We start from the raw sequence: 20,899 nt of genomic DNA, 5'->3' as shown, positions 1-20,899 counted from the left end.
CCACGATATCGTCCGAATCGCAATTGGTTTGATGGCACCCGAATCACAAATCCCCACGCCAGCATCCGCGAAACGGCGATTCGCCGTCAGCCTCGCCCTGTTCTATTCGGCCATCTTCGCGGTCTCGGGCACGCATCTGCCGTTCTTCCCGGTATGGCTGAAGGCGATCGGCGTCGACGCGGCCTGGATCGGGCTCATCAACGCGCTGCCGGCGATCACGCGCTTCACCACGCTGCCGCAAGTGACCGCCTTCGCCGAGAAGCGACATGCCATTCGCGCCGGCATGATGGTGTCGGTGCTGGCGACCGCGATTGGCTTCACCGCGGTCGGCTTGCAGCAGCAGCCGCTGGCGCTGTTCCTGATCTACGCGCTGACCTGCATGATGTGGACGCCGACGATGCCGCTGACCGATGCTTATGCGCTACGCGGCGTCGCCCGTTACGGGCTCGACTACGGACCCTTGCGGCTGTGGGGCTCGGCGGCCTTCGCCGCCGGCTCGCTCGCCTGCGGCTATCTCGTCGACCACATCGCCGCGCGCGATCTGATCTGGGTCATCGTCGCATGGGCCGTCGTTGCGGTCGCAGCCGGCCTGCTGCTTCAGCCGCTCGACGATGTCAGGCGCAAGACGACTGAGAGACATGCCGGCAAGGCGCTGCTGCGCGATGCCGGCTTCTGGGCCGTCATCGTCTCGGCGGCGCTGATTCAGGGCAGCCACGTCGCCTACTACACCTTCTCGGCCATCAACTGGCAGCTCCATGGGATCAGCGGGCTGACGATCGCGGGTCTGTGGACGCTGGGCGTGATCGCGGAGATCGTGGTATTCGCGCTGTCGCCGCGCTTCTCGCTGCATCCGTCCACCATGATCGCGATCGGAGGGCTCAGCGCCGTGCTGCGCTGGATCGTCACCGCGAGCGAGCCGCCGCCCGCGCTGCTCGCGATCGTCCAGCTCGGCCACGGTCTCAGCTTCGGCATGACCATCGTCGGCACGATGAATCTGCTGGTGCAGCGCGTGCCCTCGCATCAGATCGCGCGAGGGCAGGGCTATTACGCCGCGTGCAACGGGCTTCTGGGCGCTGCGACCTCGATCGCGTCAGGCGCGATCTACGCCCGTATCGGCGATGGTCTGTATTATGTGATGGCCGCGATGGCGGCGGCCGGCGCGCTTCTGATCTGGTCGGCGCGGCACCGGCTCAAGCCTCAGCCCCAGAGCGAGGCATCCGGCGGATAGACCAGGCTGTCGTCGTAACGCAGGCCGTGATCGCGGTCGCGCGCCAGCAGCAAGGGGCCATCGAGATCGACGAAGCGCGCCTGCGGCGTCACCAGCATCGCGGGGGCCATCGACAGCGAGGTTGCGACCATGCAGCCGATCATGATTTCGAAGCCGAGCGCCTGCGCGGCGTCCGCCATCGCAAGGGCCTCGGTGAGGCCGCCGGTCTTGTCGAGCTTGATGTTCACGGCGTCGTAGCGGTCGCGCAAGGGGGCAAGCGAGGAGCGGTCATGCACGCTCTCGTCGGCGCAAACCGCGAGCGGGCGCTTGATCCGCGCCAGCGCCTCGTCTTTGCCCGCGGGCAGTGGCTGCTCAACCAGGGTGACGCCGGCGGCATCGCAGGCGGCGAGATTGTGCGCCAGATTGGCCTCGGTCCAGGCCTCGTTGGCATCGACGATCAGCTCGGATTCGGGAGCGGCCTTGCGTACCGCCGCGATCCGCTCCGGATCGCCGTCGCCGCCGAGCTTGATCTTGAGCAGCGGCCGGTGCGCCGCCTTGGCGGTGGCGGCCGCCATGGCTTCGGGGGTCCCTAACGAGATCGTGTACGCCGTAGTGCGCTCGCCCGGCACCGGGCGGTCGAGCAGGTTCCAGGCCCGCTGGCCCGCCGCCTTGGCCTCGAGATCAATCAAGGCGCAGTCCAGGGCATTGCGGGCCGCACCGGGCGCCATGGCGGCCTGGAGGGCTTGCCGCGTCAGCCCGTCCGTCAAGGCCTGCTGCATGGCCTGGATCGCCGCCAGCGTCGCCTCGGGCGTCTCGCCATAGCGGGGATAGGGCACGCACTCGCCGCGGCCGGTCAGCCCGTCCCGGCCGACCTCCGCCACGACCGTTACGGCCTCGGTCTTGGCCCCCCGGCTGATGGTAAAGCTGCCCGCGATCGGGAAGCGCTCGATTCGCGCCGCCAGGGAAGCAAATTTCATGGAAGTCATTTTGAACTCTGGCGAAATCTGAACCTGCTAGTTACCTCTAGCAACTAACATTAACCACTTGGGGATACCTTCTCTGGGTAAGGGCGCGTGCGCAACTATCTGATTTTCTCCGCCCCGGCACGGGAGCGGACATCTTGAGCAGCGATCCGAAGCTGGAGCGGATTGCCAAGGGCAACGCGCTGGCACTCTGCGCCACCGGGACATGGACCGCGAGCTTCGCGCCGGTCCTGGAGCGCATGGTGGCCGACGCCGAGAAGCTCGCCGGCGGCCCGCAAAGCATCTTCATCGACGTCTCCGAGGTCGCCAAGCTCGACACGTTCGGCGCCTGGCTGATCGAGCGGCTGCGCCGCAGCCTGACGAAAGGGACCGTCGAGGCGCAGATCGCGGGTCTCTCCGCCAATTATTCCAGCCTCGTGGACGAGGTGCGGCGGGTCAGGGCGACGGCCGTGGTCGACGGCGGCACGGTGACCATCACGGGCATGCTGGAGCAGATCGGCCGGACCGTGGCCGGCATCGGCGGCACGGTCGCAGGCCTCGTCGACATGCTCGGCGCCGTGCTCACGGCATGGTTTCGCGTCCTGATCCATCCGCGCTCGTTCCGCCTGACCTCGACCGTGCATCACATGGAGCAGGTCTGCTGGCGCGCGGTGCCGATCATCGTGCTGATCACCTTCCTGATCGGATGCATCATCGCCCAACAAGGCATCTTCCATTTCCGAAGGTTCGGCGCCGACATCTTCGTGGTCGACATGCTGGGCGTGCTGGTGCTGCGCGAGATCGGCGTGCTCCTGGTCGCGATCATGGTCGCGGGCCGCTCGGGCAGCGCCTACACCGCCGAGCTCGGCTCGATGAAGATGCGCGAGGAGATCGACGCGCTGCGCACCATGGGGTTCGACCCGATCGAGGTGCTGGTGCTGCCGCGCATGATGGCGCTGGTGCTGGCGCTGCCGATCCTGGCTTTCCTCGGCGCGATGGCCGCGCTCTATGGCGGCGGTCTCGTTGCCTGGCTCTATGGTGGGGTCGAGCCCGAAGCCTTCCTGCTGCGCTTGCGCGACGCCATCTCGATCGACCATTTCATCGTCGGCATCGTCAAGGCGCCGGTCATGGCCGCCGTGATCGGCATCGTCGCCTGCGTCGAGGGCCTTGCCGTGCAGGGCAGCGCGGAATCGCTGGGCCAGCACACCACGGCCTCGGTGGTGAAGGGCATCTTCTTCGTTATCGTCATGGACGGCGTGTTCGCCATCTTCTTCGCCTCGATCGGGATGTGACGATGGCTGGCGAGATCCAAAATCCGATCATCCGCGTCCGCGACATCACCGTGCAGTTCGGCTCAACACGCGTGCTCGACGGCCTCAACCTCGACGTCAAGCGCGGCGAGATATTGGGTTTCGTCGGTCCTTCCGGTGCCGGCAAGTCGGTGCTGACGCGCACCATCATCGGTCTCGTGCCGAAGGTTGCGGGCTCCATCGAGGTGTTCGGCGTCGATCTGGATTCCTCGAGCACCTCGCAGCGCCGCCACGTGGAGCGGCGCTGGGGCGTCTTGTTTCAGCAGGGCGCGCTGTTCTCCTCGCTGACCGTGCGGCAGAACATCCAGTTTCCGATGCGCGAATACTTACGGGTCTCGCAGCGGCTGATGGACGAGATCACCATGGCCAAGCTGACCATGGTCGGCCTCAAGCCCGAGGTTGCCGAGCGCTTCCCGTCCGAGCTCTCCGGCGGCATGATCAAGCGCGTGGCGCTGGCGCGCGCGCTGTCGCTCGATCCGGATCTCGTCTTCCTCGACGAGCCGACCTCGGGCCTCGATCCGATCGGCGCCGGCGATTTCGACGAGCTGGTCAGGACGCTCCAGCGCACTTTGGGGCTGACCGTTTTCATGGTAACCCACGACCTCGACAGCCTTTACACAGCGTGTGACCGCATCGCCGTTTTAGGGAACGGTAAGATCATAGCGGCAGGGTCGATCGCCGACATGCAGGCCTCGCAGCATCCCTGGCTGAGGCAATATTTCCATGGCAAGCGCGCCCGCGCGGTCATGGGTTGAGTGGCTGGGTTGAATAGCTGTGATGAGTAGCCGGAGCACCTGATGGAAACGCGGGCAAACTACGTCTTGATCGGGTCGTTCACGCTGGCGGTGATCGCCGCGGCGATCGGCTTCGTGCTCTGGTTCCAGTCGCTGCACACCACCAAGCAGCGCAGTCCGCTGCGCGTCGTGTTCGAGGGCCCGGCGGCGGGCTTGCGCAACGGCGGCAGTGTCAATTTCAACGGTATCAGGGTGGGCGAGGTGGTCTCGGTGAAGCTCGACAACCCGCGGCGGGTTGTCGCACTCGCCATGATCGAGAACAACGCCCCGATCCGCAAGGACACGCTGGTCGGCCTCGAATTCCAGGGCCTCACGGGCGTTGCGGCCATCTCGCTCAAGGGCGGGGACGAGGCCGCGGCCCCGCCGCCGCTCGACCAGGACGGCATCCCGACGCTGACGGCCGACCCCAACAAGCTCCAGGACGTCACCGAGGCGATCCGCGGCACGCTGCAGAACATCAACAAGATCGTCGCCGACAATCAGGAATCGGTGAAGAACTCGCTGAAGAACCTGGAGACCTTCACCAACTCGCTGGCGCGCAATTCCGAGAAGATCGACGGCGTGATGGCCAAGGTCGACGGCGTCATGCTCAAGGCCGACAACCTCATGCTCGGACTCAACACGCTCGCCGGCGGCAAGGACGGCGGCGAGCTGTTCCAGGCGGTGAAGTCGATCCGCGAGCTCGCCGACGATTTCGACAAGCGCTCCGGCGCGTTGATGAGCGACGGCCGTCGTACCCTCGGTGACATCAGCCGCGCCGTGAACAATTTCGACCGCAACCCCACCCGCGTGCTGTTCGGCGCCAGCAACTCATCGCAGCCCGCCCCGCCGCCCGAGCCGCCGAGGCCGGCCCCCACCGCGAGCGGCAGGCGCTAGGCGAGCGCAAGTTCGCGCACTTCGTCATCGTAGGTCTCGTGTCCCGGACGCGCTGCAGCGTGCGCTTCGTTCCTCGCAATGACGGCTTGCGGAGACCATCGCGGCCTTCTTCACCCCGCGCGATACGAAAGTATGGGGGTCCAGCCGAGCCAAGGTAGGGGGAGGGGTAGGCCGGTATTGTCCGCTATATCGCGCTCAAGGCGTGCCCACGACAAGGCGCGTCGACTTCACTCACAGGGGAGGAGAGAGCGCGTGGTACGCCTGCTGCTGTTGTTGCCGTTCATCGGCCTGATGATCGTGCCGTTCTACAATATCAAGGAGCCGCATCTGTTCGGCTTCCCGTTCTTCTACTGGTATCAGCTCGCCTGGGTGCCGCTGACCTCGCTGCTCACCTACATCGTCTACAGGAGCGTGCGCCGTGCTGACTAATGTCGATAGCGCGGCGTTCGCCGTATTCCTCGCACTATTCATTCTCGTCACCGGCATGGGCTTCGTCGCCTCGCGCTGGCGCAAGCCGGAGACGCTCGCCCATCTCGACGAGTGGGGCCTTGGCGGCCGCAAGTTCGGGACCTGGATCACCTGGTTCCTGGTCGGCGGCGACTTCTACACCGCCTACACCGTGATCGCCGTTCCTGCGCTGGTCTACGCGGTCGGCGCCTACGGCTTCTTCGCGCTGCCCTACACCATCATCGTCTATCCGTTCGTGTTCGCGGTGATGCCGGTGCTGTGGAAGGTCGCCAAGGAGCGCGGCTACGTCACCGCGGGCGACGTGGTGCGCGGCGCCTACGGATCGCGCGGGCTCGAGCTTGCGGTCGCGGCCACCGGCGTGCTGGCGACGATGCCTTACATCGCGCTCCAGCTGATCGGCATGGAGGTGGCGATCAAGGCGCTCGGCCTGCACGGCGAGGTGCCACTCGTTCTCGCCTTCCTGGTGCTGGCGCTCTACACATATTCGTCGGGCCTGCGCGCGCCGGCGCTGATCGCCTTCGTCAAGGACATCATGATCTACATCGTGGTGATCGCCGCGATTGCGATCGTGCCCTCGAAGCTTGGCGGCTACGGAGCGATCTTCACCGCGGCGGATGCGGCATTCGCAGCGAAAGGCGCAGGCGGCATCCTGCTGTCCCCGGCGCAGATCGTGCCCTATGCCTCGCTGGCGCTGGGCTCGGCGCTCGCCGCCTTCATGTATCCGCACACGCTGACCGGCATCTTCGCGTCCTCGGGCGGCAACACCATCCGCAAGAATGCGATGATGCTGCCGGCCTACACGCTGCTGCTCGGCCTGCTTGCGCTGCTCGGTTACATGGGCCATGCGGCGGGCCTCAAGCTCGCCAGCAACAACGACGTCGTGCCCGAGCTGTTCAAGACGCTGTTCCCGAGCTGGTTCGCAGGCTTTGCCTTCGCCGCGATTGCGATCGGAGCGCTGGTGCCGGCCGCCGTCATGAGCATCGGCGCCGCCAATCTGTTCACCCGCAACTTCTGGAAGGTGTGGGTCGATCCGAAGGTGACACCGGCAGGTGAGGCGAAGGTCGCCAAGATCACCTCCATGCTGGTGAAGGTCGGCGCGCTGCTCGCCATCCTCCTGATGCCGACGCAGTTCGCGCTCGACCTGCAACTGCTCGGGGGCCTCTGGATCCTGCAGACGCTGCCGGCGCTGGTGTTCGGTCTCTATCTGAACTGGTTCTCGAGCCCGGCGCTGCTGGCTGGCTGGGCCGTCGGCCTGGCAGGCGGATCGTGGCTCGCCTGGTCGGACGGATTGAAGCCGCTGCACAGTATCGACTTCGGCGCCGGGAAGGTCGCGATCTACACCGGTCTGTTGGCGCTCGCGCTCAACATCGTGGTGGCCGTCGTGGTCAACCTGGCGCTCAAGCGCATGCCGCAGCAACGGCTGTCCCGCGAGGCGGCCTGAGCGATTGCGGGCGGCGGCCGGGGAAATCCCTTCGGCCGCCGCTTGTCTGCGGACTGAAACGGCCTTCCATGCGATTGAAAACGCTCTAGTATCCGCCCGCGCCCGGCCGCTCGTCGCGAGCGCATCAGACTGTTTCGGGTGAGGATGTCTTGCAGGCGTGGTTCGTTCTTGCGGTCGCTGCCGGCTATGTGACCACGCTGTTCCTGGTGGCCTGGTGGGGCGACCGGCGAAGCGCCGGCGGGCCGCTGGTGTCGCCAAGCTCCTGGGCGGCCGCGATCAGTTATTGCCTGACGCTTGCGGTCTACAACACCTCGTGGAGCTTCTACGGCTCGGTCGGACGGGCCGCCACCAGCGGGCTGGACTTCGCCACGATCTATATCGGCCCGACCCTGGTGCTGCTGTTCGGCCAGCGGCTCCTGTCCAAGGTGATTGCGATCGCCAAGGCACAGAACGTCACCTCCATCGCGGACTTCATCGCCGCGCGCTACGGCAAGAGCCAGGTGCTTGCGGCCTTCGTGACGCTCGCATCGCTGCTCGGCGTGCTTCCCTATATCGCGCTCCAGCTCAAGGCCGTCGGCAAGAGTTTTGATTATCTGATCCTCCAGCCCGAGCGGGCCGGCGGCGAGGCGCTGCGGTTCTGGCAAGACTCGGCGTTCGGCGTCGCTGCATCGATGGCGCTGTTCGCGATCGTGTTCGGTGTCCGGCACGTCCATGCCAGCGAGCATCATCGCGGCCTGATGCTCGCGATCGCCTTCGAGAGCGTCGTCAAGCTGCTGGCTTTCCTGATCGTCGCGCTGTTCGTGCTGTTCGGACTCTCCGGCGGGCCGGCCGCTCTGCTGTCGCAGTTTCAATCGGATCCGCAATTGGGCAGCATTCTGAGCTTCGACCCGGCGCAGCCGGTGTGGCCTGCAACGATCATCATCTCGGCGATTGCTTTCCTCTGTCTGCCGCAGGCCTTCCATGTCGCCGTCGTCGAGAATGAGAGCCCAAGCCATACGCGCACCGCGGCCTGGCTCTATCCGACTTATCTTGCGCTGTTCAGCCTCTTAATCCTGCCGATCGCTGCGGCCGGGCTCACCCGCTTCGGCGGAATGATGGACCCCGACACCTACGTCATCTCGCTGCCGATTGCAGCCGATGCGGGCACCATCAGCCTGATCGCGTTTCTGGGCGGGCTGTCGGCCGCCACCGGCATGGTGATCATGACATCCGTTGCGCTCAGCACTATGCTCTGCAACGACGTCATCATGCCGCTGCTGCTGCGCTCGCGCGTCTTCGGCCTGCACGCACAGAGCCGGCCGATGACGTCGGTGCTGGTGACGGTGCGCCGGCTCTCGATCCTCAGCATCCTGCTGCTCGCCTATCTGATGCACCGCCTCGTCAACCAGTCCTATCCGCTCACCGTGATCGGCCTGTTGTCGTTCGTCGCGGTCGCACAATTCGGTCCGGCGTTCGTCGGTGGACTGTTCTGGCCGCGGGCCAACAAGGCCGGCGCCTCGCTCGGGATCGCGGTCGGCTTCTTCGTCTGGGCCTACACGCTGCTGCTGCCCTCGGCCGCGCCGCTCTGGCCGGGGATCGAGGAGATCGTTCGCCAAGGTCCCTGGCAACTCGCCTGGCTCAAGCCGAATGCGCTGCTGGGCCTCGAAGGGATCGATCCGATCTCGCACGCCACGCTGTGGAGCCTTGGCGCCAATCTCGTCTGCTTCCTGATGGTCTCGGCGCTGGGCCGGCAATCGACAGTCGAGCGTAATCAGGCGGCGGCGTTCGCCGACGGCGTCGTCCGCGAATCCATCCCCAAGCTGTCGTCGCGTGTGGTGGTGCGGCTCGATGATCTCCGCGCGCTGGCGCTGCGTGCGCCGAGCGCGGCGCGGCGGCCTTCGACGCTTATCTGGCGGCCCGCATCGCAGGGACGGGGCCGCGTCTCGATCCGTCGGGACTGGTCGATCTCGACTCGATTCGGTTCACCGAGAATTTGCTGGCCGGCGCGATCGGCGCGGCATCGGCGCGCGTCGTGATCGCGGCGTCGCTGGAAGGCCACTCGCTGTCGCGGCGGGAGGCGATGGCGATGCTCGACGAGGCCTCGGAAGCGCTGCGCTTCAACCGCAGCCTGTTGCAGTCTACGCTCGAAAGCGTACCGCAGGGCATCTGCGCCTTCGACGCCGATTTCAACATCACAGCCTGGAACGGTCGGTTCATCGCGCTGCTCGATCTGCCGCCGGACTTCGTGCGCGTGGGGCTTCCGCTGGCGGATCTCATCGCCTTCAATGTCGAGCGCGGCGAATATGCCGCATCCGAATTCGCCGCGCTTCTGGTCAACCGCGACGTGGCCACGCAGCGCTGGCCTTATCTCTACGAGCGCAAGCGGCCGGACGGCACGGTGCTGGAGATCGTCTACGACCGCGTCGCCGAGGGTGGCTACGTCTCGACCTATACCGACGTCACCGAGCGTCACCGTGCCGCCGAGGCCTTGCGACGCGCCAATGAAGGGCTCGAGCTGCGCGTCCGCGAGCGCACCGAGGCGCTCGAGCAGGCGAAGGCCGAAGCCGAGCAGGCCAATCTCGGCAAGACGCGCTTCTTGGCCGCGGCCAGCCACGATTTGCTGCAGCCGCTGAATGCGGCCCGTCTGTTTCTGTCCGCGCTCGACGAGAGCCTGAGCGCTCCGTCGCGCGCTGGCGACGCCGACAAGGAGCGGACCCTGGCGAGCAGCGCGGTTACGGCGCTACGATCGACCGAGCACGTGCTCGACCGGTTGCTCGACATCTCCTCCTATGATGCCGGCGCCGTGCGCGCCGAGATATCCGACTTTCCGATCGCCGATCTCTTCGTGCAGTTGAACGTCGAATTCTCGGCGATGGCGCGCGAGCGCGGGATCGCCTTCCGCGTCGTCGATTGCGGCCTTGCGGTGCGTAGCGATCCGCATCTGCTGCGCCGGATCCTGCAGAACCTGCTGTCGAATGCGCTTCGCTACACGCCCAAGGGACGCATCCTGCTCGGCTGCCGGCGGCGCGGAGAGGCGCTGCGCATCGAGGTCTGGGACACCGGCGTCGGAATCGCGGCGGTAGACCAGAAGCGCATCTTCGAGGAGTTCCAGCGCCTCGCGCCGGGGGCGGAGAAGGGATTGGGCCTCGGGCTCGCCATCGTCGAGCGCGTATCGCGGCTATTGGACCACGCCGTCGATGTCCGGTCGCGCCCGGGACAAGGTTCGTGCTTTGCCGTCACGGTGCCGCTGGCGCACGGACCGGGCCGGCCGCTTCAGAGCAACCCTGCGATGGCCGCGCCGGCACCGGCGGAACGCGCTCTGACCATCCTGTGCCTCGACAATGACGCGACCATCCTCGACGGCCTCTCCGCGCTGCTCGGCGGCTGGGGGCATCACGTGCTGGTCGCAGCCGACGCCACCGCGGCGATGGACGCGGCCGCGACCGTCCTGCCAGACGTCGTGCTGCTCGACTACCATCTCGACGGCGGCTGCAACGGCTTGGACTTTCTCGACAATCTCAGGCAGAAGGCGGGACGCGAGGTCCGCGCGCTGGTCGTCACCGGCGATCGCAGCGAGGCGGTGCGCCAGGTGGCGAGGGCGCGCGGCTGCGAGATCCTGTCGAAGCCGGTCAAGCCGGCGGCCCTGCGGCGCTTTCTCGGCGGCGAAGCCCTGAGCCGGCAGTTCGGCACGAAACCGGAGACTCCCTGACGATGCGCATCCTGATCGGCGACGACCACCCGCTGGTGCAGGCCGCGCTCCGTAGCGCGTTGTCGACCGTGCTGCCCGATCTCGACATCGTCGCCTGCCAGTCGCTGGACGAGGCGCTCAGCGTGCTGGCGGTCCAGTCGGACGAGATCGACCTGATCCTCTGGGATCTGACGATGCCGGGCATTCAGGGCTTTGCCGCGCTGTTCATCCTGTCGGCGCAATTCCCGACGGTGCCGGTCGCGATCATCTCGGCCCGGCAGGACGCCGCCACCATCCGTCGCGCCATCGCCTATGGCGCATCCGGTTACATCCCGAAATCGCTCAGCCTGCCCGAGATGGCTGATGCGATCACGAAGATCCTCGCCGGCGAGATCTGGATGCCGCCAAATGTCGGTGGCCGCGGCTCGATCCAGAGCGCCGACATCGAGCTCGCCGCGCGCATGGCCACCCTCTCGGCGCAACAGCTGCGCATTCTCGCGATGATCGTGGAAGGCAAGCTCAACAAGCAGATCGCGGGCGAGCTCGATATCGCCGAGCAGACGGTGAAGGGCCACGTCTCGACGATCTTGCGCAAGCTGGGCGTCGGCTCGCGCACGCAGGCAGCCGTCCTCGCGGAACGGCTGTCGTTCGGCCAGCCCGGCAGCAATTGAGCTTCAGAACATCCAAACAAAAACGGAGGCCGTGAGGCCTCCGTTTTCATTCGCTGTTCGTGTCGCTGCGAGCCGCTTACCCCAGCCGGCCCGCCGCGTGGGCGAGCAGCGTGTACACCAGGCCCGTCTCCGAGGTCAGGTGGCTGCGCAGCTCCTGCGGGCCGCGGCCGTCGCGGGCGACCTCGTCGAGCAGGCGCTCGAACTCGGCGACATAACGGTCGACCGTGCCCTTGAAGTTGCGGTCGGCGCGGTACTTGCGGGCGACCTCGTCGAAGGCCTTCTGGCCGGCGGGCGTGTAGAGGCGCTTGGTGAAGGCCTTGTTCTCGCCGCGCTGGTAGCGGTCCCACATCTCGGCAGCGAGGTTGCGGTCCATCAGCCGGCCGATGTCGAGCGACAGCGATTCCAGCGGATTGCTGCTTGCCTGCGGCACCTGCGGCTGCGGCGCGGGTGCGGCGCGGCCACGCGGAGCCTCACGGCCGGTCGGGGCGCCCTGATTGGCGTCCGTGCGGTTGAGGAGGTCCGACAGCCAACCGTCACGGCCCTGGTCGTTACCGGCGGGCGCGACCGGCGGTGCGTCGGTGCGGCGCGCGGCCGGCATGCCGAGGTCCGGCGGCGGCAGCGTGGAAGCGCTGCCGGTGTCGCGCATGCGGGTCTCGGCGCTACGTCCGCCCGCAGCCGCCATGATCGGCTCCTCCTGGCGCTGGACGGCGACGGAGGCGCGGCCCGTCGTGGTGACGTCGAGGCCGCGGCCATGCTGGGCCACGATGCGGTTGAGCTCGGCGAGGGCCTCGATCTGGTCGACGATCACCTTGCGCATCTGCGCAGTGCTCTCGGCGGCCTCCTGCGGCATCTCGAGCACGCCGCGGCGCAGCTCGTTGCGGGTGGCTTCGAGCTCGTTGTGCATCTCGAAGGCCATCTGCTTCATGCTGGAGACGAGGTTGGTGAACTTCTCGGTCGACTGCTTGAACATCGTATCCGCCTCGTCCGTGGTCTGGCGGTAGATGTCGTGCATGGCCTCGATGGTCTGGCGGTGCTCTTCTTCGGAGGCCGCACGCACCGCCTCGAACTGGCGGGTGATCGCGGCGGAGCCTGCGCCGGCGGTCTCGGCGACGACGCGGGCGATGTCGCGGGCGCGCTCTTCGGCGGCCGCCAGCGATTCATCGAGCAGGCCGGTGAAGCGCGACAGGCGCTGGTCGAGATCGGCGGTGCGCAGATCGATCGTGGTGACGAGCGATTCCAGCGCCTGCTTGCGCTCGGCGAGCGAAGCGGTGGTGTTCTTGTTGCTCTGCTCGACGACCTGCGCGGCATCGACCAAGGCCTTGCCGTGCGCGTCGAACTGGGTCGACAGCTCGCCGAGATCCTGGAGCGCCTTCGTGGTCTTGCTGTTGAAGACGTTGAGCTGCTCTTCCAGGTTCTGGGTCGCCGCGCCGTTGCGCGAGGTGACGTCGTTCATCGCCGAGACGAAGTCGGCGACGCGCGTCACCAGCGCCCGCTCGAGCGAGTTGAGGTTGTCGTGCGCACCGGTCAGCACCTCCTGAAGCAGGATGTTGCCTTCGCGCAGGCGCTCGAACAGCGCCACGGTGTCGGTACGCAGGATCTTGCTGGTCTCCTGCATCTCGGTGACGGCCGCGATCGAGACCTGGCGCGACTGGTCGATCGCCGCGCGCGAGGCCTGCTCGAGGTCCTTCAGCGACTTGCCAACCGCGCCGGTGGCGATCTCGCTCGCCGCGTTGATGGTGCGGGCGACTTCCGAACCGTTGCCCATCATGGTCTGCGAGAAGGCCTGGCCGCGCGTCTCGATCGACTTCAGCGCGTCCGAGGTGACGCGGTCGATGTCGAGCGTGAGCTGGCTGGTCTTGGAGCCGATCGCGTCGACCAGGGCGCCGCGCTTGGCGTCGATCATGTTCGACAGGCGGTCGGCCTGCTGCTGCACGTAGGTGACGATCTCGTCGGTCTTGCCGGTCATGGCCTGGCCGAAGCTCGAGCTGGCGGCGAGCACCGAACGCTCGACGTCGGACGAGCTCGACTTGACCCGCGAGCTCGCCTCGTTGGAGGCCGATATCAGCGCGTTCTGGGCGTTGAGCGCGCTGGTCTGGATGTCGTTGGTCGCGTTCGCGGTGGCCGCGCTCAGCGTCCGCTCGATCTCGGTCGAGATCGTGCGGATCTGGCTCGCGGCGTCCGCCGAGGTCGACGTCAGCGAGGTCTGGGCCTCACGCGCGCTGTTGAGGATGGTCGAGGCGGTGTCGGCGCCGACCGCGGTCAGCGTGCGCTCGATGTCCGTGGTCAGCGACTTGATCTGGCTGGCCGCGTCGGTCGAGGCGGAGATCAGCGAGCCCTGGGCCTCGCGCACGCCGCTGGTGAGCGCCTCGATAGTGGCGCCGCCGGCGGTCGCCAGCGCGCGCTGCATCTCGGCCGCGAGCGAACGGACCTGGCTGGTCTGCTCGGCCGAGACGGAGAGCAGGGTGCTCTGGGCGTCGCGGGCGCTGGTGGTGATCGTCTCGGCGGTCGACTGGCCGACCTGCGAGAGCGAACGATGCACTTCGGCCGCGAGCGACTTGACCTGGCTCGCCGCATCCGAGGAGGCCGTAACCAGCGTGCTCTGGGCTTCGCGGGCGCCGCTCATGATGGTCTCGGCGGTCGAGGTGCCGGCCATCGTCAGGGAGCGCTGCACGTCCGAGGACAGCGCCTTGATCTGGTTGGCGGTCTCGGCCGAGGCCGCGATCAGCGCGCTCTGCGCATCGCGGGCGCCGGCGGTGATCGATTCCGCCGTGGTGGAGCCGGCCAGCGACAGCGAACGCTGCACGTCGGCGGTGAGCGTCTTGACGTGGTTGGCCGCGTCCGAGGACGCCGTGACGAGGGTGGTCTGCACCTCGCGGGCGCCGGCCAGGATCGAGGCTGCGGTGGCGGAGCCTGCCGCCGACAGCGTACGCTCGACGTCGGCCGCGAGCCCCTTGATCTGGTTGGAGGCTTCGCCCGAGGCTGCGACCAGCGTCGACTGCGCCTCGCGGGCGCTGCTGAGGATCGAGTTCGCCGAACCGGTGCCGACCGCGGTCAGCGCGCGCTCGACCTCGGCAGAGGTCATCTTGAGCTGGGCGTTGACGTCGGAGGAGACCGTCATCAGCGACTGCTGGGCGGTGCGCGCACCGGTCTGGATCGTCTCGCTGGTGTTGACGACGAGGTTGGTGAGCGAGCGCTCGGCGTCCTCGACATGCGAGCGGATCGCGGTCGAGATCATCTCGGCGCGGGACATCATGTCCTCGCTGGCCTGGCGGCCGCTGCTTTCGATGCGGCCTGCGACGGCCTCGACGCGCGAGCCGAGCAGGTCCTCGAACTGTGCCACGCGCACGTCGATGTCGCTGGCGACCGAGCCGACCCGGGTCTCGATGACCTGGTGGATCTCCTGGAAGCGCGCCGTGACCGTGTCGGTCAGGTGCGTGCTGCGGCCGTCGATGATCTCGGTGACGCCGGTGATGCGGCGGTCGACCGCCTCGATCGCCTGCGCGGTGCCGTCCGTGAGGGTCGAGGTCAGCAGGGTCAGGCGCGTGTCGATCGACTGCACGGCCTGCGAGGCGCCGTTCGTGACCGCGGTGGTCAGGTAGGTGAGGCGGGAGTCGATCGACTCGAGCGCCTGCGTCGCATTGCCGGTCAGCGTCGTCGTGAGGTGCGTCAGGCGGGTATCGATCGACTGGATGGTCTGCGAGGCGCCATCGGTCAGCGAGCTCGTGAGATGGTTGAGGCGCGCATCGATGGTTTCGATGGCCTGCGAAGCACCGCCGGTCAGCGACGTCGTGAGGTGGGTGAGGCGGGAGTCGATCGACTGGATCGCCTGCGCGGCGCCGTCGGTCAGCGAGGTCGCGAGCGTGTTGATGCGCCCGTCGATGGTCTCGGTCATGGATTGCGCGCGGGTGTCGAACGACTGTTCGAGTGCGGCGACGCGGCCGATGAGCTGCTCGTCGAAGGTCTTGATGTGACCATCGATCGTGCCGTCGAGGCTGGCGATCTTGCTGTTCAGCGAGGCGTCGAGGTGGTTGACGCGTTCGCCGACCGTGGTCTCGAACTGCACCAAGCGCTGGTCGAGCACGGCCGTGATCTCGCCGCCATTGGCGGTGAAGCGGGTGTCGAAATTCTCGACATAGGTCTTCAGCGACTCGTGGATGTCCTGCGTGCGCTGGCCCATGCGCTCGACGATCTCGCCGCCGAAGGTCTTCACGGTGCGGTCGAACTCGGAGATGTGGCGCGTGATCAGCGCACCCAGCGTCCCGCTGTCGCGGGCGAATTTCTCGACCAGCTCGGTGCCCTGGTTCCTGACCAGCTCGTCGAACGCGCTCATCTGCAGCGACAGCGAGTCGTGCGCAGTCTCGGTCTGGCTGACGACCTTGGCGACGAGGGTGTTGACGGTGGCGTCGAGCGCCTCACTCGCCTTGTCGCCGCTCGTCAGGATCTGGCCGGCGAGGCGGTTGCCGGCGTCGTCGATCTTGGCGGAGAGGTCGTTGGAGCGCAGCTCGAGCTCGAGCAGCAGCGAATCCGAGGAATTCTTCAGGCTGTCGTGCACCTGCTCGGTGCGCTCGGAGATGCCGTCGACGATCGCGGCGGAGCGTTGCTCGAACTCGCCGGTGATGCGGTCGATGCGCTCGTTGAGCATCTCGTGGACGCGGTCGGCGAGGTCGACGAACTCGTCGTGGACGTGGCCGGTCTTGAAGTTGAGGCTGGTGGTCAGCCGCTCGCTGGCATCGAGCACGGCGCGCGTGGTCTCGTTGCTGGCTTCCTCGAGGCGGTCGAGCAGGTCGCCGCCGCGCTCGCCGAGCGCCAGGATCATGTTGTCGCCGGCATTGCTCAGCGCGCTGGTGATGTGGGCCCCGCGCTCTTCCAGCGCGCCGGTGATGGACTTGGCGACCTCGTCGACGCGCGAGGCGATGGCATCAGAGATCAGCGCGATGTCGTGGCGCAAATCGATCTGCACGCCGGAGATGGCGCTGCGGACCTGCTCGGCCTGGCCGACCAGATTGTCGCGCTGATGCGCGATGTCCTGCAGCAGGGCGCGGATGCGAACTTCGTTGTCGGAATAGGCGCGTTCGAGCGCGGCGACCTCGTTGGCGACCAGCGTCTCGAGCTCGCCGGCGCGCGCGATGGCGCGCTCGATGCCGTCGCCCATCGCCGCGACCTCGCGGCGGATGGCCTGGCCGACGGTGACCATGGAATCGGAGGCCGAGCCCTCGGGCTCGGAGAAGCGGATCGCAACCTGCGCCATCGCCTGCGCGATCATGCGCATTTCCTGGCCGCGCCAGACGAGGCTCGCAAGGAAGTAGAACAGCATGATCGGCGCGAAGAACATCGCAACCAGGCCGGCGATGACGAGCACGCCGCCGCTCTGGCCCATGGCGGCCTGGATCGAGGGCAGGAAGCCGAAGGTCAGCGCGGCGCAGGCGGCGAGCCAGACGCCGGCGAAGATGGTGGCGAAGGTGTAGACGTTGCGGGCAGGGCGGCCCTTCTGCAGGGCCTGGAGCAACTGGCCAATGGTCTCGCGGTCGTCATTGGCGGCGCGGCGCGATGAGCGCGGCTCCTCGACCGGGTCGAACACGGTCGAACGTTCGTTGGCGGCGGGGCGCGGCTCGAAGCTCGGCTCGTCGAAGATCGGGGGCGGCGGCGCCACCGAAGGCGCGGTTTCGTTGCGCATCGCGGCGTTGCGGCTGGTGTCGGCAGCCGTGTCGCTGATGTTCAGGGCTTCCTGGATCGCAGAAAGCGCAACTTCTGTGGGGTCTTTGACCTTTTTCGGAGTGTTCGCCATGTTCAGTCCGAGCCCTCGTTACTTGTACGCGTCCCCCCGCGAGCCCTGCGCGCTGCGTGCGCAAGCCCACAGACCGGATCATGCCGCTTGCGCGGATCTCCGAGCCGTCCCCACCCGGACGGCTTGTCCGCCAATTTCCGCAACATCCTATTGGCAGAGCGTCGCGAATGAAATGCCCGCGATTAAGACATTCTTAATCATCGTTAACAGGATCGGGCCGTAACGCCTTAGCAATAAATGACTCGGCCGATTGCGGCAACTTTTCGTCAATAAACCGGCGGAACCGCGTCGCTGACCCCGAACATTTCGTTAACCATTTCCATGCTTGGGTGAGGTCAATTCACCGCCGGACCGGCGGAACCGTCGCGCGATGCCGGGGCCTGCGCCATGACGCCTGAACTGCAACGGATGGACTGGATGCCCTCGCCCCCGCTTGCACCCATCGACAGCCCGCTCGACCTCGATCACCTCTCCCGGATGACGCTCGGCGACGCCGAGCTGGAACGGGAAGTGTTGGCCATGTTCGCCGAGCAGGCGGTCCGCCTGGTCGCGGCGATGGCGACGCTGCCGGCCGAGGCGGGCGCGCTGGCCCACAAGCTCAAGGGCTCGGCGTGCGGGATCGGCGCTTTTGCGGTGGCGGATGCGGCCGCAAGCCTGGAGATTGCGGTCCAGACCGGCCATGACCAGCGCCACGCTTTCGCCGCGCTGAAAGAGGCGGTGACCGAGGCCCGCGCCGCCATCGAGGCGATGCTGAAGCCTTGAGGCCACGCGGCCGAGCCGGACTCTAGTCTCTTGTTTTGACGCGTTTTCTTCCCGCAAAGCGGGATTCACTTCGGCTGAAAACCCTATGGCGCCCGGCTGATCGACCCGTTATAGGACAGCCCGGACCCTCCTTCATTCCCAGCACCGCGGCAGCACGAGCACACATGGCCAAGATTCACTTTGTCGACCACAAGGGCGAAACCCGCACGGTGGAAATCGAGAACGGCGCAACCGTGATGGAAGCCGCGATCCGCAACAGCATTCCCGGCGTCGAGGCCGAATGCGGCGGCGCCTGCGCCTGCGCCACCTGCCATGTCTATGTCGACGAAGCCTGGCGCGAGAAGGTCGGCAGCCCGACGCCGATGGAAGAGGACATGCTTGACTTCGGCTTCGACGTGCGCCCGAATTCGCGCCTGTCCTGCCAGATCAAGGTCTCCGACGATCTCGACGGTCTCGTCGTGACGACGCCGGAACGCCAAGCCTGATCCTGACAAGCCTGATCCTTACAGGCCTGCCCCTTCTGAACTGAACTATATGTTCGGCGTCGCGACCTCGATGCCGCGCTTGTGCCAGGGTCTGAGCTTCTCGACGATCTCCGCGCTGAGCGGCGCTGGCCGCCGCGTTGCCTCGTCGAGCATGACCCCGACCGACATCGCCGAGGCGATGCACTTTCCTTGCGAGAACACGACCTGCTCGAAGGTCACTGACGTCCGTCCGAGCTTCACTACGCCTAGGCCGAGCTCGATCGTGTTTGGCCAGTACAGCTCGGCGCGGAAATGGATGTCGAGCCGCACCATGATCCAGGCGAGCCCTGGCGGCGTCAGTCCGTACTCCGGCAGCTTCATCAGCGTGACGCGGCCGGTCTCGAAATAGGTGGCGTAGACCGCGTTGTTGACGTGCTGGTTGGGATCGAGATCGCCGAAGCGGACGTTGTCGCTGAGGCGGTAGGGATAGTCCTCCAGGCGCGGCGTCGTATCGAGGCGGCTTGGTGCGTTCACCGATTGATCTCCGTCATATCTTTCCTTGTTACAGCCCAGTTATTTTGCCCCGGCAAGTGGGCGCGGCTGCGGGGCGCTCCCTCTTTTATGCCTTCCCTGATCCATCCCCGTTGGCTAGACAGGTAGGGTCACCTCTGCCCGCCGGGCCGCCGTCCAACCGACAACGACCGATAAAGAGACGACATGAGCGATGTGATCAAAACCGATGTGCTGATTATTGGCGCCGGCCCCTGCGGTCTGTTCGCCGCTTTCGAGCTTGGCCTTCTCGACATGAAGGCGCATTTCGTCGACATCCTCGACAAGGTCGGCGGCCAGTGCGCCGAGCTCTATCCGGAAAAGCCGATCTACGACATTCCCGGCATTCCGCAGGTTTCGGGGCAGGGCCTCACCGACGCGTTGATGGAGCAGATCAAGCCGTTCTATCCGACCTTCCATCTCGGCGAGATGGTCGAGACGGTGGAGAAGATCGGCGATCCCGCCTTCCGCTGCACCACCGACGCCGGCAAGGTGTTCGAATGCAAGGTGCTGGTGATCGCGGCCGGCGGCGGCTCGTTCCAGCCCAAGCGCCCGCCGGTGCCGGGCATCGAGGCCTATGAAGGCACTTCAGTCCATTACGCCGTGCGCAAGATGGAGACGTTCCGCGACAAGAACGTGCTGGTCGTCGGCGGCGGCGATTCCGCGCTCGACTGGACCCTCAATTTGCATCCGATTGCCAAGCGCATCACGCTGTTGCACCGGCGCGACGAGTTTCGTGCCGCGCCCCACAGCGTCGAGCAGATGCGCGCGCTGGTCGCCGGCGGCAAGATGGATCTCCGGCTCGGCCAGGTCACGGCGCTCTCCGGCACTGAGGGCAAGCTCACCGGCGCCACCATCAAGGGCAACGACAACAGCGTCACGGACATTGCCTGCGACACCATGCTGCCGTTCTTCGGGCTGACCATGAAGCTCGGCCCGGTCGCGAATTGGGGCATCGCGCTGGAGAACAATCTGGTGCCGGTCGAGACGTCCGCGTTCGAGACCAATGTTCCCGGCATCTTCGCGATCGGCGACATCAATACGTATCCCGGCAAGATCAAGCTGATCCTGTGCGGCTTCCATGAGGGCGCGCTGATGTCGCAAAAAGCCCATCGCTACGTCTATCCGGAGAAGCGGCTCGTGTTCCAATACACGACCTCGTCCTCCAGCCTGCAAAAGAAGCTCGGTGTCAACTGACGGCGCCAGGGTGGGGAGGGGATGCCCCATGTTTCTGGTGCTGGAACCGTTCGCGAAATCGCCGTAGTCTGCGGCCATTCCGGTCGTGGAATAACAAGGTGATCTAATGCGGATTTTTACCAGCTCTCGGCTGCTCCCCTTCCTCGCGCTCGCATTGTCGCTCGCGACGGTGACGCCGTCTGCGGCACAAATCGCCGAGCCCACGGCGGCGGGCCTCTGGCAGAAGGTCGAGGACGGCAAGACGGTCGGATGGTTTCTCTTCATCGACCACAACGGCATCTTCGAAGGCGTGATCGCAAAGACCTTCCCGCGGCCCGGCGACGATCCGAACGAGATCTGCAGCAAGTGCACCGACGATCGCAAGAATGCGCCGGTGCTCGGCATCTCCTTCGTCCGCAACATGAAGCGCGACGGATTGAAGTACGAAGGCGGCAACGTGCTCAATCCGCGCGACGGCCAGATCTGGAAGGCCAACATGAAGGTCAGTCCCGACGGTCAGACCCTGACCCTGCGCGGCTATCTCGGCATCGCGCTGCTCGGCAAGGACGAGGCCTGGACGCGCCTGCCTGACACCAACATCGCCCAGGTCGATCCTGCCATCGTCGCGAAGTATCTGCCTGCGCAAGCCGCGGCCACCAAGCCGCCGGCACCGACGAAGAAGAGCGGCGGCACGATGATGGCGCCGGCGCCCAAGCAGTAGGCTCGAGCTCTGAGCTGGCTGATCGGCGGTAGCTTCCGGTCACGGT

16 protein-coding genes are annotated in these 20,899 nt (G+C 66.5%); 13 read left to right on the top strand and 3 right to left on the bottom strand.

Translation table 11 applies throughout. The features are described 5' to 3' along the window. Window positions 1-31 precede the first annotated feature (31 nt). Window positions 32-1,228, top strand: a complete 1,197-nt coding sequence (locus tag GGD61_RS03430; RefSeq protein ID WP_183230178.1) for a major facilitator superfamily domain-containing protein 6 — start codon at window positions 32-34, stop codon at window positions 1,226-1,228. Here the strand turns inward: GGD61_RS03430 and dgcA are convergent. Next, window positions 1,198-2,193, bottom strand: coding sequence for an N-acetyl-D-Glu racemase DgcA (gene dgcA / locus GGD61_RS03425; RefSeq protein ID WP_183230177.1), 996 nt, complete (start codon window positions 2,191-2,193; stop codon window positions 1,198-1,200). The genes GGD61_RS03430 and dgcA overlap by 31 nt on opposite strands. Window positions 2,194-2,327: 134 nt before the next feature. Here dgcA and GGD61_RS03420 point away from each other — a divergent pair, with 134 nt between their 5' ends. The 8 genes from GGD61_RS03420 (at window position 2,328) to GGD61_RS03390 (ending at window position 11,396) form a co-directional block, all read left to right on the top strand. After that, window positions 2,328-3,461 (top strand): ABC transporter permease, encoded by a 1,134-nt coding sequence (locus GGD61_RS03420; RefSeq protein WP_183230176.1) that lies wholly within the window; start codon window positions 2,328-2,330, stop codon window positions 3,459-3,461. Between the two features lie 2 nt (window positions 3,462-3,463). Next, window positions 3,464-4,234: an ABC transporter ATP-binding protein gene (locus GGD61_RS03415; protein WP_183230174.1), complete on the top strand. Its 771-nt coding sequence runs from the start codon at window positions 3,464-3,466 to the stop codon at window positions 4,232-4,234. A gap of 42 nt (window positions 4,235-4,276) precedes the next feature. Then, on the top strand, window positions 4,277-5,149 hold the full coding sequence (locus GGD61_RS03410; RefSeq protein ID WP_018317354.1) for an MlaD family protein: 873 nt from the start codon (window positions 4,277-4,279) through the stop codon (window positions 5,147-5,149). A gap of 252 nt (window positions 5,150-5,401) precedes the next feature. Continuing rightward, a complete protein-coding gene (locus tag GGD61_RS03405; RefSeq protein ID WP_183230172.1) occupies window positions 5,402-5,578 on the top strand; it encodes a DUF3311 domain-containing protein in 177 nt (58 codons plus the stop codon). Continuing rightward, a complete protein-coding gene (mctP, locus tag GGD61_RS03400; RefSeq protein WP_018317352.1) occupies window positions 5,568-7,058 on the top strand; it encodes a monocarboxylate uptake permease MctP in 1,491 nt (496 codons plus the stop codon). The genes GGD61_RS03405 and mctP overlap by 11 nt, the downstream gene beginning before the upstream one ends. Before the next feature lie 149 nt (window positions 7,059-7,207). After that, window positions 7,208-9,073, top strand: coding sequence for a sodium:solute symporter family protein (locus GGD61_RS41590; RefSeq protein ID WP_409362446.1), 1,866 nt, complete (start codon window positions 7,208-7,210; stop codon window positions 9,071-9,073). Continuing rightward, a complete protein-coding gene (locus GGD61_RS41585) occupies window positions 9,031-10,746 on the top strand; it encodes a NahK/ErcS family hybrid sensor histidine kinase/response regulator (RefSeq protein ID WP_409362445.1) in 1,716 nt (571 codons plus the stop codon). Before GGD61_RS41590 ends, GGD61_RS41585 begins: the two co-directional genes overlap by 43 nt. Next, window positions 10,743-11,396: a response regulator transcription factor gene (locus GGD61_RS03390; protein ID WP_183230338.1), complete on the top strand. Its 654-nt coding sequence runs from the start codon at window positions 10,743-10,745 to the stop codon at window positions 11,394-11,396. Before GGD61_RS41585 ends, GGD61_RS03390 begins: the two co-directional genes overlap by 4 nt. Before the next feature lie 76 nt (window positions 11,397-11,472). Here GGD61_RS03390 and GGD61_RS03385 read toward each other — a convergent pair whose 3' ends face one another. Continuing rightward, window positions 11,473-17,181: a negative regulator of septation ring formation gene (locus tag GGD61_RS03385; RefSeq protein ID WP_183230170.1), complete on the bottom strand. Its 5,709-nt coding sequence runs from the start codon at window positions 17,179-17,181 to the stop codon at window positions 11,473-11,475. Window positions 17,182-17,568: 387 nt separating this feature from the next. Between GGD61_RS03385 and GGD61_RS03380 the strand changes: the two genes are divergently transcribed. Both GGD61_RS03380 and GGD61_RS03375 read left to right on the top strand, forming a co-directional pair. Then, complete coding sequence (locus tag GGD61_RS03380) at window positions 17,569-17,943, top strand: Hpt domain-containing protein (protein WP_183230168.1); 375 nt, start codon at window positions 17,569-17,571, stop codon at window positions 17,941-17,943. Between the two features lie 164 nt (window positions 17,944-18,107). Then, window positions 18,108-18,428 carry a 2Fe-2S iron-sulfur cluster-binding protein gene (locus GGD61_RS03375; protein ID WP_018317347.1) on the top strand — a complete coding sequence of 107 codons (321 nt, stop codon included), beginning with the start codon at window positions 18,108-18,110 and terminating at the stop codon, window positions 18,426-18,428. A 45-nt stretch (window positions 18,429-18,473) separates the two neighbouring features. On the opposite strand, the gene GGD61_RS03370 is transcribed toward GGD61_RS03375, so the two are convergent. Then, window positions 18,474-18,941, bottom strand: coding sequence for a thioesterase family protein (locus GGD61_RS03370; protein ID WP_183230166.1), 468 nt, complete (start codon window positions 18,939-18,941; stop codon window positions 18,474-18,476). A gap of 183 nt (window positions 18,942-19,124) precedes the next feature. Here GGD61_RS03370 and GGD61_RS03365 point away from each other — a divergent pair, with 183 nt between their 5' ends. Next, window positions 19,125-20,153, top strand: coding sequence for an NAD(P)/FAD-dependent oxidoreductase (locus tag GGD61_RS03365; protein ID WP_183230164.1), 1,029 nt, complete (start codon window positions 19,125-19,127; stop codon window positions 20,151-20,153). Between the two features lie 106 nt (window positions 20,154-20,259). Beyond that, entirely contained in the window at window positions 20,260-20,853 is a 594-nt protein-coding gene (locus GGD61_RS03360) for a DUF2147 domain-containing protein (RefSeq protein WP_179737758.1), read from the top strand. Window positions 20,854-20,899 lie beyond the last annotated feature (46 nt).

The sequence above is a fragment of the Bradyrhizobium sp. SBR1B genome (genome assembly GCF_014198205.1).
Taxonomy (GTDB): Bacteria; Pseudomonadota; Alphaproteobacteria; order Rhizobiales; family Xanthobacteraceae; genus Bradyrhizobium.
This window is presented reverse-complemented; position numbering and strand designations above follow the sequence as displayed.